This window comes from Actinophytocola sp. NPDC049390, assembly GCF_044466355.1.
Classification (GTDB): Bacteria; Actinomycetota; Actinomycetes; order Mycobacteriales; family Pseudonocardiaceae; genus Actinophytocola.
This window is the reverse complement of record NZ_JBITMQ010000001.1, coordinates 1,319,983-1,335,930: the sequence shown is the minus strand read 5'-3', so window position 1 is coordinate 1,335,930 and position 15,948 is coordinate 1,319,983. Positions and strand designations below refer to the sequence as shown.

Sequence of the window (15,948 nt, the reverse complement as noted above, 5' to 3'; positions counted from 1 at the left end):
GCCCGGTTCAGCCGCGCACGGCGGCGGCGACGTCCCCGACCGAGGCGACCTCGGTGATGGCGTGCGCGTCCAGCGGTTCGTAGTCGGCGGTCGTGTAGCTGCCGGACGCGTGCACGACGATGTCGCGCCCCTCCTCGACCAGGCCCCGGTCGACCGCGTTCAGCACGCCGGTCGCCGCCATCGTCAGCGACCACTCGCGCAGCGTGCGCAGGTCGGTGGGCAGGTGGTGACCGAGCAGCGCACGCAGCCGCGGGTACCGCTGCACGCACTCCGCGAGCGAGACGACGATCCCGTCGCCGCCGAACGTGCCGATGAGCTCGTTCATGGCGGGCGAGGTGACCGGGCCCCTGGTGTAGAAGGTCGGGTCGAGCACCTCGTCCGGGTCGTAGGTGACCTCGGGGAACCTCGGGTCGGTCGGCTGGGTGAACAGCCCGGTCGCCGCGTCCGGCGTGTACCGGGGCCGGTGTGCGCGGTCGAAGTCGCCGTGCCGCAGGTTGATCACCATGTCCGGGGTGCCGAGGTGCTGCACCAGCAGGCTGGCCGGCCGGGTGGCGCGGCTCGCGGTGCCGCGTTCCTCGAGCAGCGCGCGGCCCTCGTGGTAGCCGAGCAGTCCGAACGCGCTGGACACCGCGTGCGCGTGCAGCCGGGGGCGGGCGCCGGGCGCGTCGGTCGGGTCCACCCGCTGCTCGAAGAAGGCCCGTGCGGTGTCCGCGACGAGGTAGTTGCGCAGTTCCAGGGTGAACCACAGGTTGACGCCGCGCTCGCGCGCCGCCGCGGCGTGCTCGTCGACGTACGCGCGGCCCAGCGCCTTGACCCCGTCGGCCGGGGTGCCGCGGTAGAGCAGCATCGGGTTGAGCGCGCGCAGGTCGGCGTCGGTGGACAGGCGGCTGGTCCGCAGCTTCTGCCGGCAGGACGCAGGCGCCAGCACGACGACGCGGAGCTGCTCCGGGGTGACGAGCCCGGCCTCGATGGCCCGCAGCACGGCGTCGCGCAGCGCGACGCCCTTGTTCGCCGAGGTCGGCGACACGATCACGACGGGCTCGCCGGTACGGCGGATGTACTCCACCGCGCGGGCGACGATCAGCAGTGACGCGAAGGTCTTGGTGGTGCCGGTGCCGGGGTTGCCGGTGAGGTCCAGCAGGGACAGCCGGTGTCCCGCGTACTCGCCGAGCGGCTGCCAGCCCGCGGTGGCGACGGACAGGAACTCCCGCACGGCCGGGTCCAGCTCCGGCAGGGCGAAACCCGGGGAGAACGCGGCCGGGTCGTCGAGCACCGGGTCCGGGTTCGGCACACAGCGGGCGACCGCCTCCGGCAACAGCTCGTAGAAGTCGGTCAGCAGGTTCGCCGACGGGGTGGTCGTCACCGCCCGGGTTCCGGTCGGCTGGTCGGTCACGGCGTTGCTGGTCACACTGCCCCCTGGAGTCGTCCGGCGGGTTCGGCGCGCAGCCGGTCGCGCAGCGCGCCGAGCTCGGCGGTCGCCGAGTCGAGGTCGGCCACCGGGAAACCGGCGGCGAGGTCGGGTGCGAGCTCGGCGAGCTCGGCGGAGGTGGCCGGAGCGAACCGCACCCAACCGCCCGGATCACGGTCGACCGTGACGCCGTCGGCCAGGGCCGCACGCTCGTTGAACGCCACGACACTCGGTTCGTCGAGGCCCGGGGGCAGCCGCAGGGTGAGGCTCGTGCCGTGGAGCCGGACGGGATAACCGCCCGGCAGTCCGTGCGGGCCCGGCAGGTGGGTGTCCAGCGGGGTGCCCGCGAGCAGTGCGGTGATGAGCAGGGCGGCGGTGTGCCCGGTGACGTGGTTGAGCTCGGCGCGGTCGGTGGCGCGCTGGGCGGCGAGCAGGCTGCCCGGGTCGGCGACCGGCTCATCGTCGACCCAGGCGAGTGCCTCGGCGGCACCGGGCGCGGGCGCGTGCAGGTGAACGTGGTGGGCCACCAGGCGCAGCCGCGACTGGTCCGGCAGGCCGAGCGCGGCCTGTGCGCTGGCGGCGAGCAGACCGACGTTGCCGATGCCGGCGAGCACCGGCACACCGAGCGCGGCGAGCAGCGGGTTGACCGCGTCCGGGAAGCAGGCGTTGAGCAGCCACGGTCGTGGTGTACGGGCGGCCAGCAGCCGGCCTGCGGGCAGCGCCAGCTCGGCCTGGAACGGCAGCGTCAGGCCGAAGCCCGCGCGGCCGAGCAACGCGGTCCACGCGGACGGCTCGGTCCGCCGCTCCCACGGCGACTGGGTGGACGCGCAGACCAGCACACCGTCGAGGTCCGGCGCGGTGAGCGCCGCCTCGAGATCACCCGTGCCGGGGACGAACCGCACGGGCCGGCCGGTCACCGCGGCGCGGGCGCCCGCGACGTAGCAGACCTCGTCGATGCGGCCAGGGTCGCGACCGACCACGTCCACGCGTGCCGGGACGGAGCACGCGGTGGCCAGTGAGTAGCAGGTGGACCTGGCGAGCGCACCGGTACCGATGACAACGATGCGTCTCTCGCTGGGTAACAAAACCCGGTCCCTCCCAAGGCATCCCTACGGCGTCTCTCGACTCGGCGGGCTGGATGCTAACCCACGGAAAGAGCGGATTGGGAAGGTTTCGCCAACATCGCCTCTTGTCTGTGACTCTCGGGTTATCGTGGCGCTGAACGGTGAAGAGAGGCCCGATTGACACCGACCACACGGGACGCCACCGACCGGTGGCTGAGCAGACCCGTACCCCGCCCGGACGCGGACGTCGAGCTGTTCTGCCTGCCCTACGCCGGCGCGGGCGCGAGCGTCTACCGGGGGTGGGCAGCGGCGTTCGGTCCCCGGGTCGAGGTGACCGCCGTGCGGCTGCCCGGCCGGGAGAACAGGATCCGGGAGCGGCCCGAGGTGGACCCGGTGGCCGTCGCCTCGGTCATCAACGCCACGGCCACCCGTCCCTACGCGTTGTTCGGGCACTCCATGGGCGCCCGCCTCGGGTTCGAGGTGATCCGCGAGCTGCGCCGGACCGGCGGGCCGCTGCCGGTCCGGCTGTACCCGAGCGGGAGCCTGCCGCCGGACCAGCGGTCGCGGAGCGCGCTCGACGGGTTGTCCGTCCTGCCGGACGACGAACTCGTCGCGCGGCTCGCCGCGGCGGGCGGCGTGCCCGACGCGGTGCTCGCCATGCCGGAACTGGTCGACATGCTGCTCCCTGTCCTGCGGTCCGACCTGACCTGGGTGGACGACTACGAGTTCGTACCGGACGAACCGCTGCCGGTGCCGGTGGTGGCGTTCGCGGGCACGGCCGACTCGATCGCGGAGGCGTCCCGGATGAACGGCTGGGCGGCGCACACCAGCGCGCGCTTCACGCTGCACACGTTGCCAGGCGGGCACTTCTTCCTCCACGACCACGCCGGGACGATCACGAGCACCATCGAGGCCGACCTGTTCTCCCAGGGGGCGTCGTGACCACCGACCCGCTGGCGGTGGCCGCCGCGACCGCGGTGCTGCGCTGCTACAGCGGTGTCGCCGATGTTCGAGTGGAGACCGGGGACACCGCCACGCACCCGGCGGATCCGGCCCCGCTGAGCGGGATCCCGCCCGTCGCCCGCCTGGTCGTGGTGGACGGCCGCGTCCGCCTGGAGTTCCCCGGCACGACCGTGCCCGCCGAGGTGGCGCGCTGCCTCGACGAGGACCTCGACACCGTGCTCGCCCGGCTGCGGGCCGCGCCGCACACCCCGCCCGAGGCGCTCCTGCCCGAACCGGCGACCGAGCGTCTCGGTGCGCCACCGGCCGAACCCGCGGGCGGCGTGGACCACTCGATACCCGAGGTGTTCTGGGCGACGGCCGCCGCGCACCCGGAGAAGATCGCGGTGCTCGACCGCGGCGTCCCGCTGACCTACACCGAACTCGGTGCCCGGGTCGCGGGCCTGGCGCACCTGCTCGCGGGCGTCCACAGTGGACTTCTCGGTGGACAGAGGGTCGGGCTGTTGCTCGGCCACGGCGCGGGCATGGTCGCGGCGATCCTCGCGACGCTCACCGTCGGCGGCGTGTACGTCCCGCTCGACCCGCGCTACCCCGCACCCCGGCTGGCCGCGATGTGCACGCAGGCCGGGTTGTCGACGGTGCTCACCTCGGCACGCCACCGCGCGCTCGCGGCGTCCCTTGCGCCGGGCGCGGTGGTGCTGGACACGGCGGACGCACCGGCGGCGACCGACCGGCCGGACCGCCCGCTGCCCGCGCCGGACGCGCCCGCGTACGTGCTGCACACGAGCGGCTCCACCGGGCTGCCCAAGGGTGTCGTGCAGCGGCACCGCAACGTGCTGCACCAGATCCGGTCACACCGCACCAACTTCGGCATCACCCCGGCCGACCGGATCAGCGTGGTGTCCTCGTTCGCGTTCGACATGGCCGTCACCGACACGTTCTCCGCGCTGCTCAGCGGGGCGTGCTGTGTGCCGGTGGACGTGCGCGAGGTCGGGCTCGCCGGCCTCGAGACGGCCCTGCGGCGCGACCGCGTGAGCATCTACCACTCCACGCCGACGGTGTTCCGCTACCTGTTCGACGGCCTCGCCGAGCCACTCCCGGACCTGCGGGCCGTGCTGCTCGGCGGCGAGGCGGTGACGGTCGCCGACCTCGACCGCTGCCGCGCACGCCTGCCCGCGCACGCGGTGCTGGTCAACGGCTACGGCGCCACCGAGATCAGCTTCGCCGCACAGCATCCGATGCCGGTGGCGGACGCCACGAGCGGATCGGTGGTCGTGCCGATCGGCAGGCCACTGCACGGAATCCGGGTCGGGCTGCTCGCCGACGACGGCACACCGTCCGCCGTCGCGGGTGAAGTGGCGATCAGCAGCGAGTTCCTCGCCGACTACTGGGCACCCACCGAGGAGGCCGCCGCCCGGTTCGACCTTGACCACGCGGGCGTCCGCCGGTACCGCACCGGCGACCTCGCGCGCAGGCGGCCGGACGGCACCCTGGTCTACCTCGGCAGGCGCGACCGGCAGGTGAAGGTGCGCGGCTACCGGGTGGAGCCGGGCGAGGTCGAGGTGGCGCTCGGCGCGCTGCCCGGCGTGGCCCGGTGTGCCGTGGTGCCGGACCGGCGCGGCGAAGAACAGGTGCTGCGCGCGTTCGTGGTCGCGGACGGCGCCACCGAACCGGATCGGACAGACGTCCGGGCCCGGCTCGGCGAGAAACTGCCCGACCACCTGGTCCCGGAGACGGTCGACGTCGTCGCCGACCTGCCGCTCACCCCCACCGGCAAGGTCGACGCCACCGCACTGCTGGCCCGCCGCCCCCGGCAGGCCCGTGACACCGCGGTCACGGCGACCGGCACGGCGGGGACCGACGTGATCGCCGACGTGATCGCCGGCGTGTGGGCGGACGTCCTCGGCCGCACCGACTTCGGCAGGAACGAGCGCTTCTTCGACGTGGGCGGGCACTCACTGCACGCGGCGACCGTGCACGGCAGGCTGCTGGCCGCCCTGGACCGCGAGTTCCCACTCACCACGATCTACGAGCACCCGACGATCGCCGGCCTCGCCGCACACCTGGGCGGTCGCCCCGCTGGCGCCGGGACCGACACCGGCGGCGTCCCCGACCGGATCATCGACCGCATGGCACGCCGCCGTGCCCGCCGCGACCCGACCCGGTGACCCCGGCGGGCGCCATGGCGGAGTCAGCCGGGAAGTAGGCGACGGCCCTGCCAGGTGCCGTGTTCGGACAGCGGGCGGAAGCGCATGAACGTGGACTCGTGGTGGAAGTCCTTCCGGTGTTGTTCGGCCATGGCCACCGCATGGGTGTGTGCTTCCGGCACGTCGCCGCGGCCGTGCACCATGTCGGTCATCTCCCCTACCGTTCGCCAGACGGAGAAGGTGGAGAACGTCCGCGGCGGCCGGATCGCGGCCGTCGCGAAGGTCGTGCCGGGGTGGTTGGCGACCAGGCGCTCCACGGGCCGGCCCCAGCGGAGGAACCGGAAGAGCTGGGGCAGTTCGAGGCGCGCGATCGTCACGGCGACGACCGGTTCGTCCCGATCGGCTCGACCCGCCCGCGGTGGCAGGTCGGGCAGCGCGGCGAGTTGCCCGTAGCGCCGCAGGAACCGCAGGCGCACGTGCCAGCCGCGGTCCAGCTGCCGGCCCAGCCGGTCGTCCGCGAGGAAGCGCTCCAGCGCGGTTTCGTCCTCCCATTCGGCGAACATCGCGATCCGGCCGAGCTGCAGGCGCTCGCGGGAGACGGGTGGCGACCCGAGCCGCATCATCGCCAGGCACTCGGCGTGGCGCAGCCCTGTCGTCGTCCGCGCGGTCGGTGGGCGGACGAGCGCACGGACCGTCGACGTCGCGGCCAGGTTCGCGAGGTGGAAGGAGTGGATCATGCCGTCATCTCTTCGCGTGGACATCATGGTGTGGTGGCGGGGCGGGTCCGGAGCAACCGCCGGACGCGGTCCGCGTCGACGAGCCGGTGCTGTGACTCGAGCAGTTCCACGGCCCGCATCCACGTGTCACGGGCCTCGTCGTGGCGGCCGAGTGCGGCCAGTGGATGCCCGAGCGCTTCGAGGGTGTCCGCGGTTCCGAAGGTCTCGCCGAGGTCCTGGAGGATGGCCAGTGCTCGCTGGTAGTGGCCGACGGCCTGGGCGTGGTCACCGGCGTGGTGGGCGATGTAGCCGAGACTGTCCAGGGTGTCTGCCTCGCCCGCGGGGTCGTGGTGGCGGGCGAGCAGCGTGAGCGCTGCCTCGCAGTGGGCCCGTGCCTCGTCGTACTCGCCGAGGTGCGCGTGGCTCCAGCCCATCCCGTTGTGCGCAGCGGCTTCCCACACCGGTTCGTCCAGTTGCCGGAACAGTTCCAGTGCGCGGCCGGCGTGGTTCAGCGACCGCCGGTAGTCCCCGCGCCGCACCCAGGTGTTCCCGATGTTCTGGTGGATGTGCGCCTGCTCGCGCCGGTCGCCCGTGCGCTCGCTCCATCGCAGGGCCCGTTCGAGGTGGTCCTGCGCTTCGGCGTGCCTGCCCGCGCGGGTCAGCGCGTGCCCGAGGTGGCGGTGGACCGTCGCCAGCAGGACAGGGTCGTCGAGGTGGCCCGCGGCGGTCAGCCCGGCCTCCCAGACGACCACGTCGTCGTGGCGGTGTCCGCGTCGGCGGTGGAAGTTGCCGAGGGTCCAGGCCAGTTGCCACACGACGTCGTGCCAACCTCGCGAGACGGCCAGTCGTTGTGCCGCCAGCAGACACGAGTGCTCGGCGTCGAACCACGCCACGGCGGCCGCCTCGTCGGGCGGTGGATGCGGTTCCGCCGGCGAGGGAAGGCCGAGTTCGATCAGCGGGCGGGGCGGTGGCAGAAGCCGGTCGCCCGCGTACGCGGTGTGCAGGCTGAAGGCGACCAGCCTGCGCAACGCCGCCTCCCGGTCGGCACTGGTCTGGTCGCTGTCCGTCCGGTCGGCGGCGTAGCGGCGGACCAGGTCGTGCATCCGGTACCGGCCCGTGGCGTCCTGCTCGACCAGCGACGCCTGTCTCAGCCCGCGCAGCACGGCTCTGGCCCTGGCACCGGTGAGGCCCGCGAGGTTCGCCACGGACGGCAGGCCGATGTCCGGCCCCGGTGCGATGGCGAGCAGGCCCAGTACACGCGTCTGCTCCGGAGTGAGTGCGGCGTAGGACCAGGACAGCACGGTGGGGAGACTGAGCGCGGGGTCGTCGTCCTCCAGCGTGTGCAGCCGCGCGACGCGAAGTTCCTCGGCCACCGTGGCCAGCGACAGGTGCGGGTCGGTCTGGACACGACCCGCGACAATGCTCAACGCCAACGGAATCCCGCCGCAGTGGGCGAGGATCTCGTTCGCGGCCCCGGATTCGGCGGCGATGCGGTCGGCGCCGAGCCGTGCCGACAGCAGCGCGCGGGCCTCGGCGTCGGGCAGGACGTCGATGGGCAGGTGACGGGCGCCGTGCCCCGCGGTCAGGCCGGTGAGCTGGTTGCGGCTGGTCACCAGCACGAGGCAGCCGGACGTGCCGGGCAGCAGCGGCCGGACCTGGTCGGAGTCGCGTGCGTTGTCGAGCAGCACGAGCATCCGCCTGCCGGCGATCAGACTGCGGTACAACGCGGCCTGTGCGTCGAGCGCGGACGGGATCCTCGAGGCGGGCACCTCGAACGCGTCGAGCAGGTTGCGGACCGCCTCGCCGGGCACCATCGGGGAGCCGGACGGGTCGAACCCGCGTAGGTTCAGGTACAGCTGGCCGTCGGGGAACCGGTCCGCCACCCGGTGTGCCCAGTGCACCGCGAGCGCCGTCTTGCCGACCCCACCACCGGCCACGGTCGAGATCACCACCGGCCCATCGTCCGAAGTGGACTCGTCAACGATGCTCGTCAACAGCGCCAGTTCCCGCTCCCGGCCGACGAAATCCCTTGTGGAAGCGGGAAGCTGACGTGGGATCACGGTTTCGCCGGTCCGCGGCGCCGACGTGACCAACGCACCGCCGTCGATCTCGGCGAGGACCCGCGCCGCCTCGTCCGCGGTGGGCCGACGACGCGGACTCGGGTCGATCAGCGCCGCCAACACGGTGGCCAGCGGCCCGGGCGTCTCGGCGTGCCCCTCGACGACGGCCGACAGCGTCACGCCCAGCGAGAACATGTCCGATGCGGCGCCGGCGGGATGGCCGCGGAGCACTTCCGGCGCCAGGTACCCGGGAGTGCCCGCGTCGCGCGCCGTCCCGGTCTGCGTGACCTCAGCCCACACCGCGACCCCGAGATCGGCGAGCTTGGCGGTCCCGTCAGCGGCGACGAGCACGTTGGCCAGAGTGATGTCCCGGTGCACCATGCCCTTGGCGTGCATGGCGGACAACGCGTCGGCGACCTGCGCACCGACAGCCGCGGCCGCGCGTGGCGACAGCGGCCCGTCCGCGCGCACGATCTCCGCCAGGCTGCGGGCGGGCAGGTGCTCCATGACCAACCACCGCACACCGCCCTCAACTACCACGTCGAACACCGAGATCACATGGGGGTGATGCAGACCGGCACCGATGCGGGCCTCCCGGCGGATGACCTCGCCGTCGCCGGTGTTCGCCTGCTTCACCGCCACCACACGCCGGAGTTCGAGATCGGTCGCCCGCCACACCTCCCCCATGCCACCCCTGCCGATCACGTCCTCCAGCCGGTACCGACCCGCGATGACGTCCCCGCTGCCCACCCGTCCAGATTAGAGGACGGCGCACGCGTGACCCGGCGATCAGAAATCCGCCGCCGCGTCGTCAGTTCTGGTAGCCCCCTGGCACCGATGGAAGGATTGACGACCATGACCGACGCTGGACCGCTGGGCGCCGACGAGGCCACGTTCATCGCGGCGGTCCGCGCGGGCGATACGGCGCGGTTCACGCTCCTCACCGAGCGTCACCGGCGTGCTCTGCAGGTGCACTGCTACCGGATGCTCGCGAACTACGAGGACGCCCAGGACATGACGCAGGAGACGTTCCTGCGGGCGTGGAACAAGCGGGACACGTTCAAGGGCAACGCCGCGCTGCGGACCTGGCTGTACCGGATCGCGACGAACGTCTGCCTCGACTTCCTGGCGAAGCGCAAGGACCGCACACCCCTGCCCGGCGAGCTGCCGGACTCCGGTTCCGAGCTGTGGTACCTGCAGCCCTACCCCGACCGGATGCTCCCCGAGGACCCGCAGGAAACGGTGGTGGCCAGGGAGACCATCGAGCTGGCGTTCGTCGTCGCCGTCCAGCACCTGCCGCCGCGGCAGCGGGCGGTGTTCATCCTGCGCGACGTCCTCGGCTGGCCGGCGTCGAAGGCCGCCGACGCACTTCGGGTGACCGTCGCATCGGTGACCAGCGCACTGCAGCGGGCGCGCGTGACGATGCGCGAGCGGCTGCCCGGCCGGCGCCTCGACTGGCGGAGCCCCGCCACCCACGAACTGTCGCGGGACGAGCGCGGCGTGCTGAAGGCCTACATCGACGCCCACGAACGCAACGATCTCGACGCGCTGACGTCACTGCTGCGCGACGACCTGCGTTTCGCCATGCTGCCCGACCCGGGCACCGTGACCACGACCGCAAGGGACGCGGTGGACGGCTGGGTCTCCGGCGGCCTCTTCCGACCCGGGCACGACGACTGGCGCGGTACCGCGACGACCGTCAACCGCATGCCCGCCGCCGCGCTGTACCTCCGCACCCCCGAGGCCCCGGAGTACCGGCTGTTCGCCATCGCGGTCCTGCACGTCGCCGACGGGAGGATCGCCGAGCTCACCGGGTTCGACGCGGGCGACAAACCATGGCTGGACCTGCCTCCGGCACACGTCTGACCGGCTCTGGTGGTGTCGGAGCACGGGGTCCCGCCCCACCGGGCACCTGACGCGATGTCGGCCGTCAGGCCGATCTGCCCGGGCGGGAGGGTCCCGCCCGGGCAGATCGGCCTGCTGCCACTGCTACCCGACACCGCCCGAGGCGTTCGAGAGGTCGCTCCCGTTGTGCGTTTCGCGCCGGATGGCCGCCACGACCCGTCGGCTCTCGTCAGACGGCTTCCTCGGCGTGGCCGTCGTCGACATGGATGTCGCCCACGTGGATGTCCACGGAGGCGACGTCGAGGCCGAGGCCCTGTTCCACGGCGTCGACCACGTCGGCCCGGATGCGCTTCGCCAACGCCGTGACCGCCTGTCCGTACTCGACCACCAGCGAGATCCTGATCATGGCGACGCGGCCGTCGACGGCCACCTCGCTGTCCTCGTCGTCGAGGCGGTGCACACCGTCGACCTCGCCGGCGACCATGGTCACGACCTTGGCGACGACCGCGTCGCTGACGGTGGTGTTGCCGCGCGTCCCTGCCTCGGGACGTGCCTCGGGCGATGCGATGTCGCCGGGTGCGTCCTGCACGTCGCCGGACTCGATGTCCTCGACGTGGTCGTCTGCCGTGTCGTCCACGGACTCCACGTCGGTGGGTTCCTGTGTGAGCGCGTCCGTCGGCTCACCGTCGATCGTGCCGGTGCCCGCGGGTTCGTGCCCGGTGTGGCCGTACACGCTGTTCATGAGATCGGACATGGTGGCGGTCCCCTTTCGGAGCCAGAACTTTGGTATGCCGGGGCATCCTTGCCCCAGCCCATGGACCAGTTCTGCACCGGAGATGGACGGCTGACCGGGCACATCGCGCTCACCCCTTCACCGCCCCGGTCAGGCCACTGACGATCCGGCGTTCGAAGACGGAGAAGAAGATGAGTGCGGGGATCATCGACAACGAGACGAACGCCAGCACGCGTGCGGTGTCGACCGAGTACTGCGACGCGAACGCCTGCACTCCCAGCGGCAGGGTGTACAGGTCGTTGTCGCTGAGCAGGAACAGCGGCAGCAGGTAGCTGTTCCAGCTCGCCACGAAGGCCAGGATCCCCACGGTCATCACTCCGGGTAGGGACAGCGGGATCACCATCCGGACGAAGAAGCCGAGCCGGCTCGCGCCGTCGATGAGTGCGGCCTCCTCCAGTTCCTTCGGGATGGCTCGCAGGAACGGCACGAGGATGATCACGGTGGTCGGCATGGCGAACGCGATCTGCGGCAGGATGACCCCGGCCAGGGTGTCGGTCAGTCCGAGGTCGCGCACCATGATGTAGAGCGGCGTGATCGCCACCGTGACGGGGAACATGAGTCCCGCCGCGAACAGCGAGTACATCAGGTGCTTGGCCTTGAACGGGTAGCGGGCGATCACGAAGCTGGCCATGAGGCCGAGCACGACGACGCCGACCGTGGTGCCCGCCGCGGCGATCACCGAGTTGACGAGCTGCTGCCAGAAGACCTCGCCGGTCAGCAACCCCGTGTAGTTGCCGACCTCCCATGGCTCGGGCAGGCCGGCCGGCGACCGGATGATCTGGGAGTTCGTCCGGAAACCTCCCAGAATGATGTAGACCGCGGGCGCGAGGCACAGGCCGACCAGGGCGAACGCGACCAGGTAGGCGGTCAGGCTTCCGCGCCCGGTCACAACAGGGCGATCCCTGGTCCCGCGGGATGCGACGGCAGTGGACATCAGGCCACACCTTCGGTCAAGGCGCCTTCGGTGTCGCGGCGCAGCACGAACCGCTGATAGATGAGCGCGATCACGAGCGAGACCAGGAAGATCACCACGGCGACGGCGCTGCCGTACCCGTACTCGCCGGAGATCCGGCCGTTGGCCACCATGTAGGTCGCCATCGTCGAGGTGCCGGCGGTGTCGGCCACGTACTGGCCCCAGATCACGTACACCAGGTCGAACACCTGCAGTGAGCCGATGATGGACAGGAACGCCCAGATCCTGATGGTCGGACCGAGCAGCGGCAGGGTGATGTGCCACTGCGTCTGCCAGTACGACGCGCCGTCGATCGCGGCCGCTTCGCGGAGTTCGTCGGGGATTCCCTGCAGGCCGGCCAGCATGAGGATGACCGCGAACCCGATGTACTTCCACACCAGGATCATCATCAGCGACCAGATCGCGACGTCCGGGTCGGCGAGCCAGTCCGCCGCCAGGCCACTCAGCCCGATCCGGTCCAGCACGTCGTTGACCGCGCCGGTGGGGTGCAGCATGAGGCTGAACCCGATCGCGACGATGACCTCCGAGATCACGTAAGGAACGAAGATCAGCACGCGGATGAGGGATCGCCCGCGCATCTTCCGGTTCAGCAGCAGGGCGATCCCGATCGCCGCCGGGCCCTGCAGGACCAGCGACATGACCAGGATGAACCCGTTGTGCGACATCGCCTCGAGGAACGCGGTGTCGGTGAGGATCAGCTCGTAGTTGCGCAGGCCGACGAACTCGGTCGGGACCCCGTACCCGCTCCATGCGAAGAACCCGTAGTACCCGGCCATGATGACGGGCACGATCACGAACGTGACGAAGACGACGACCCCCGGGCCGGCGAGCAGCGCGATCTCCGCCCACCGCCGCCAGGGCACTCGGCGACCCCTCGGGGCCGGCGCCTCGGCGGCGCTGTCCCCGAGGCCCGCACTGTCCGGCACGTCGCGGTTCACGTGCGTGGCTGTCTCCATGTGGTCAAGTCCCTATTTCCGTTCGGCCGCTTCGGTGATCGCCTTGACGAACCCCGCGGGATCCGTCGCCCCCGTCAGCAGCTCCACGACGGACTGGTTCAGCACGGTGCCGACCTTCTGGCCATAGTTGGTGTCCAGGAAGTCCGACACGTAGGTCGCCTCGTTGAGGGCTTCGATCATCTGCTTGTCGTAGTCGTTCTTCACCACGTCCTGGGCGTCGACGTGCAGTGGTATGGAACCGAACGCGGTGTAGAAGCTCTCCTGGTTCTTCTCCGAGTTCATCAGCGCGAGGAACTCCCCGCACAGCTTCTTCGGCGCACTGGCCGAGCAGGAGAACCCGCCCTTGCCGCCCATGAGCGCGTTCGCGTCACCGTGGCCGGCCGTCACCTGGGGGAACGGGAACCAGCCCAGGTCGGGTAGCGGTTGCTTGTTCGGGGTGAGGTCCTTGACGACGCCGGGCTCCCAGTTCCCCATGAGCTCCATGGCCGCCTTGTGGTTGGCGAGCAGGCCGGCCGAACTGGTGGCGCCCTGCTGCGCGGACGTGTTCAGGAAGCCTTCGTTGAACGGTTTGAGGGCAGCCAGGTCGACGACGTCCCCGGCGGCCTTCTCGTAGCACGGGTCGGAGAAGTCCAACGACGTGTTCGTCGCCTCGAGGACGTCTTCCGAGCACTCGCGCAGCGCGAAGAAGTAGTACCAGTGGGCGGCGGGCCAGGCGTCCTTGCCGCCGAGCGCGATCGGGGTGATGCCGGCGCCCTTGAGCTTGTCGATCGCGCCGGCCAGGTCGTCGACCGTCTTCGGGATCTCGGTGATGCCGGCCTGGGAGAACAGGTCCTTGCTGTACCAGATGCCGCCGGGCTGCACCAGCTGCGGCGCGGCCAGCAGCTTGCCGTCGACGGTGAGCGCTTCGTACGGCGCGTCGCCGAGCTTGTCGCGCAGCTGCGGGGAATCGACCGCGCTGCCGGTGAGATCGAGGAGCTGGTTCGCCTCGGCCATGTCCCGCATCTTGCCGCCGCCGCGCTGCAGGAAGATGTCCGGCGCGTCACCGGAGTTCAGCGCTGTCTGGAGCTTTCCGTCCAGCTCCTCGTTCTGGATGTGCTGGGCCTCGACGGTGACGTTCTCGTGCGCGGCCTCGAACTCCTTGGCCACGCTGTCGAACCAGGCCAGGCCGGTCTCGCCGGTGTAGTTGGTCCAGACGGTGAGGGTGTACGGGTCGCCTTCCTTGTAGTCACTGGATTCCGGACCTGTCGAACAGGCCGACAGCGCGAGGGCTGCCGTCATCGTGCCTGCCAGAACGCCACGAGTCCTGGAACGGTACCTGCGTGTCATCATCGACGGCTCCTTTGGTCGACCACTGTTCGGGATCGGGTCAGGTGAGCTGTAGTTCGGCTGTGACGTAGGAGTGCGGCGGCAACTCGACGAGCAGGCCGCGCGGGTGCTCCCGCACACCGTCGAACGCAACCGGTGCCACTGCGGACGGAGTCCGCGGGGTGTTGTGCGACGCGGGCGACGCGGCGGTGAGGATCCGCGCGCCGCGACACCGTGCGGTGGGCCCGCGCAGGTCGAGCACGACCTCGACCGAGGCGCTGATGTCCAGGTTGGCGAGCGAGACGAGCGCGCCGTCCTCTGTGGTCGACGCCGTGACCGAGACGAGTTCGAGCTCTCGCCCGTCCGACTCGATGGCCGGGACATCGCGCAGGTGGACCTCCAACGACGCCGCGTCGTGATGGCCCGTGCTCATCTCGAACACGTGGTAGGTGGGCGTGCGCACGAGCGCGCCCGAGTCCGGGTCAGTGAGCAGCATCGCCTGGAGCACGTTGATCGTCTGGGCGATGTTGGCCATGACCACCCGGTCGGCGTGCCGGTGAAAGGCGTGGAAGTGCACCGCGGCCACCAGGGCGTCGCGCAACGTGTTCTGCTGGTACAGGAACCCCGGATCGGTGCCTGGCTCCACGTTCCACCAGGTGCCCCATTCGTCGACCACGAGCCCGACCTTGCGGTGCGGGTCGTAGCGGTCCATCACGGTGCTGTGCCGGGTGAGGTACTCCTCGATGCGCGAGGCGCGGGACAACGCGACGTACCACTCGTCTTCGGTGAAGCGGGTCGCCGCGCCCTTGTCCGACCAGGAACCGGTCATCGTGTAGTGGTGCAGCGACAGCGCCTGGAACGGCGCCGCCGGGTTGGCGACCAGGTCGTCGAACGAGCGCATCATGGTCTCGGTCCACGCGTAGTCGCCGTCGCTGGGGCCGACGGCGATCCGGTAGACCTCGTTGCCGCACTGGTCTCGCACGAACGTCGAGTAGTGGCGTGCCAGGGACGCGTACTGTTCGGCCCGCATGTTGCCGCCACATCCCCAGGACTCGTTGCCGATCCCCCAGAACGGGACGCGCCACGGCCTGTCCCGCCCGTGTTCCCGGCGCAGCGCCGCCATCGGTGAGTCGTCGGCACGGGTGAGGTATTCGACCCACTCGGCCATCTCCCGCACCGAACCGGAGCCGACGTTGGCCGACACGTACGGCTGCGCGCCCAACAGCTCACAGAGGTCGAGGAACTCGTGCGTGCCGAAGGAGTTGTCCTCGACGACGTCACCCCAGTGGCTGTTCACCATCCGGGGACGTCGCTCGCGCGGCCCGACGCCGTCGCGCCAGTGGTAGGTGTCGGCGAAGCAGCCCCCCGGCCACCGCAGGTTCGGGATCCGCAGTGCCCGCAGCGCCTCGACGACGTCCGCGCGGAGGCCGCGGATGTTCGGCACGTTCGCGTCCTCGCCCACCCAGAACCCGCCGTAGACGCATCTGCCCAGGTGCTCGGCGAAGTGGCCGTACACATGCCGGGAGATGACTGGACCGGGCAAGTCCAGGTTGATGATCGCCGTAGTCGTCATGCCGCCTTCCGGTGTGACCGTCCGCACCGCGCCTGAGCTGGCGAAACTTTCGGGTTTATCGTTACACTTCCTGGCGGGACAGAGTCGCGACTCGACACCCCGTCGTCAAGCCGGGCACCGGGCATCGTCGCCGTTTCGTGACTGATCG

General features: G+C 71.2%; 12 protein-coding genes. 3 read left to right on the top strand and 9 right to left on the bottom strand.

Annotated features, from left to right (window positions below; all coding sequences use genetic code 11):
• Positions 1-7: 7 nt before the first annotated feature.
• The gene (locus ACIBVP_RS05990; RefSeq protein WP_396104828.1) at positions 8-1,408 is read right to left on the bottom strand and encodes a DUF6002 family protein; all 1,401 of its coding nucleotides are present in this window, start codon (positions 1,406-1,408) and stop codon (positions 8-10) included.
• Positions 1,405-2,493 (bottom strand): hypothetical protein, encoded by a 1,089-nt coding sequence (locus ACIBVP_RS05985; protein ID WP_396104827.1) that lies wholly within the window; start codon positions 2,491-2,493, stop codon positions 1,405-1,407. Before ACIBVP_RS05985 ends, ACIBVP_RS05990 begins: the two co-directional genes overlap by 4 nt.
• Before the next feature lie 156 nt (positions 2,494-2,649).
• Between ACIBVP_RS05985 and ACIBVP_RS05980 the strand changes: the two genes are divergently transcribed.
• Positions 2,650-3,414 (top strand): thioesterase II family protein, encoded by a 765-nt coding sequence (locus tag ACIBVP_RS05980; RefSeq protein ID WP_396104826.1) that lies wholly within the window; start codon positions 2,650-2,652, stop codon positions 3,412-3,414.
• Positions 3,411-5,600 carry an amino acid adenylation domain-containing protein gene (locus tag ACIBVP_RS05975; protein ID WP_396104825.1) on the top strand — a complete coding sequence of 730 codons (2,190 nt, stop codon included), beginning with the start codon at positions 3,411-3,413 and terminating at the stop codon, positions 5,598-5,600. Before ACIBVP_RS05980 ends, ACIBVP_RS05975 begins: the two co-directional genes overlap by 4 nt.
• Positions 5,601-5,623: 23 nt before the next feature.
• On the opposite strand, the gene ACIBVP_RS05970 is transcribed toward ACIBVP_RS05975, so the two are convergent.
• Entirely contained in the window at positions 5,624-6,316 is a 693-nt protein-coding gene (locus ACIBVP_RS05970; protein WP_396104824.1) for a hypothetical protein, read from the bottom strand.
• Positions 6,317-6,339: 23 nt separating this feature from the next.
• On the bottom strand, positions 6,340-9,105 hold the full coding sequence (locus tag ACIBVP_RS05965) for a tetratricopeptide repeat protein (RefSeq protein ID WP_396104823.1): 2,766 nt from the start codon (positions 9,103-9,105) through the stop codon (positions 6,340-6,342).
• A gap of 105 nt (positions 9,106-9,210) precedes the next feature.
• Here ACIBVP_RS05965 and ACIBVP_RS05960 point away from each other — a divergent pair, with 105 nt between their 5' ends.
• A complete protein-coding gene (locus ACIBVP_RS05960) occupies positions 9,211-10,221 on the top strand; it encodes an RNA polymerase subunit sigma-70 (protein ID WP_396104822.1) in 1,011 nt (336 codons plus the stop codon).
• A gap of 208 nt (positions 10,222-10,429) precedes the next feature.
• Here the strand turns inward: ACIBVP_RS05960 and ACIBVP_RS05955 are convergent, their stop codons facing one another.
• From ACIBVP_RS05955 to ACIBVP_RS05935, 5 genes are all read right to left on the bottom strand, one after another.
• The gene (locus ACIBVP_RS05955) at positions 10,430-10,954 is read right to left on the bottom strand and encodes an Asp23/Gls24 family envelope stress response protein (protein ID WP_396104821.1); all 525 of its coding nucleotides are present in this window, start codon (positions 10,952-10,954) and stop codon (positions 10,430-10,432) included.
• Between the two features lie 109 nt (positions 10,955-11,063).
• The gene (locus tag ACIBVP_RS05950; protein WP_396104820.1) at positions 11,064-11,882 is read right to left on the bottom strand and encodes a carbohydrate ABC transporter permease; all 819 of its coding nucleotides are present in this window, start codon (positions 11,880-11,882) and stop codon (positions 11,064-11,066) included.
• A gap of 44 nt (positions 11,883-11,926) precedes the next feature.
• Positions 11,927-12,922: a carbohydrate ABC transporter permease gene (locus ACIBVP_RS05945; protein ID WP_396104819.1), complete on the bottom strand. Its 996-nt coding sequence runs from the start codon at positions 12,920-12,922 to the stop codon at positions 11,927-11,929.
• A gap of 12 nt (positions 12,923-12,934) precedes the next feature.
• Positions 12,935-14,251, bottom strand: a complete 1,317-nt coding sequence (locus ACIBVP_RS05940) for an ABC transporter substrate-binding protein (RefSeq protein WP_396104818.1) — start codon at positions 14,249-14,251, stop codon at positions 12,935-12,937.
• 37 nt (positions 14,252-14,288) lie between these two features.
• Positions 14,289-15,800 carry an alpha-N-arabinofuranosidase gene (locus ACIBVP_RS05935; RefSeq protein WP_396104817.1) on the bottom strand — a complete coding sequence of 504 codons (1,512 nt, stop codon included), beginning with the start codon at positions 15,798-15,800 and terminating at the stop codon, positions 14,289-14,291.
• Positions 15,801-15,948 lie beyond the last annotated feature (148 nt).

Coding starts and splice junctions, on each gene's coding strand:
- ACIBVP_RS05945 (WP_396104819.1), bottom strand. CDS start 12,922: ATGGAGACAGCCACGCACGTGAACCGCGACGTGCCGGACAGTGCGGGC.
- ACIBVP_RS05940 (WP_396104818.1), bottom strand. CDS start 14,251: ATGATGACACGCAGGTACCGTTCCAGGACTCGTGGCGTTCTGGCAGGC.
- ACIBVP_RS05970 (WP_396104824.1), bottom strand. CDS start 6,316: ATGATCCACTCCTTCCACCTCGCGAACCTGGCCGCGACGTCGACGGTC.
- ACIBVP_RS05935 (WP_396104817.1), bottom strand. CDS start 15,800: ATGACGACTACGGCGATCATCAACCTGGACTTGCCCGGTCCAGTCATC.
- ACIBVP_RS05955 (WP_396104821.1), bottom strand. CDS start 10,954: ATGTCCGATCTCATGAACAGCGTGTACGGCCACACCGGGCACGAACCC.
- ACIBVP_RS05960 (WP_396104822.1), top strand. CDS start 9,211: ATGACCGACGCTGGACCGCTGGGCGCCGACGAGGCCACGTTCATCGCG.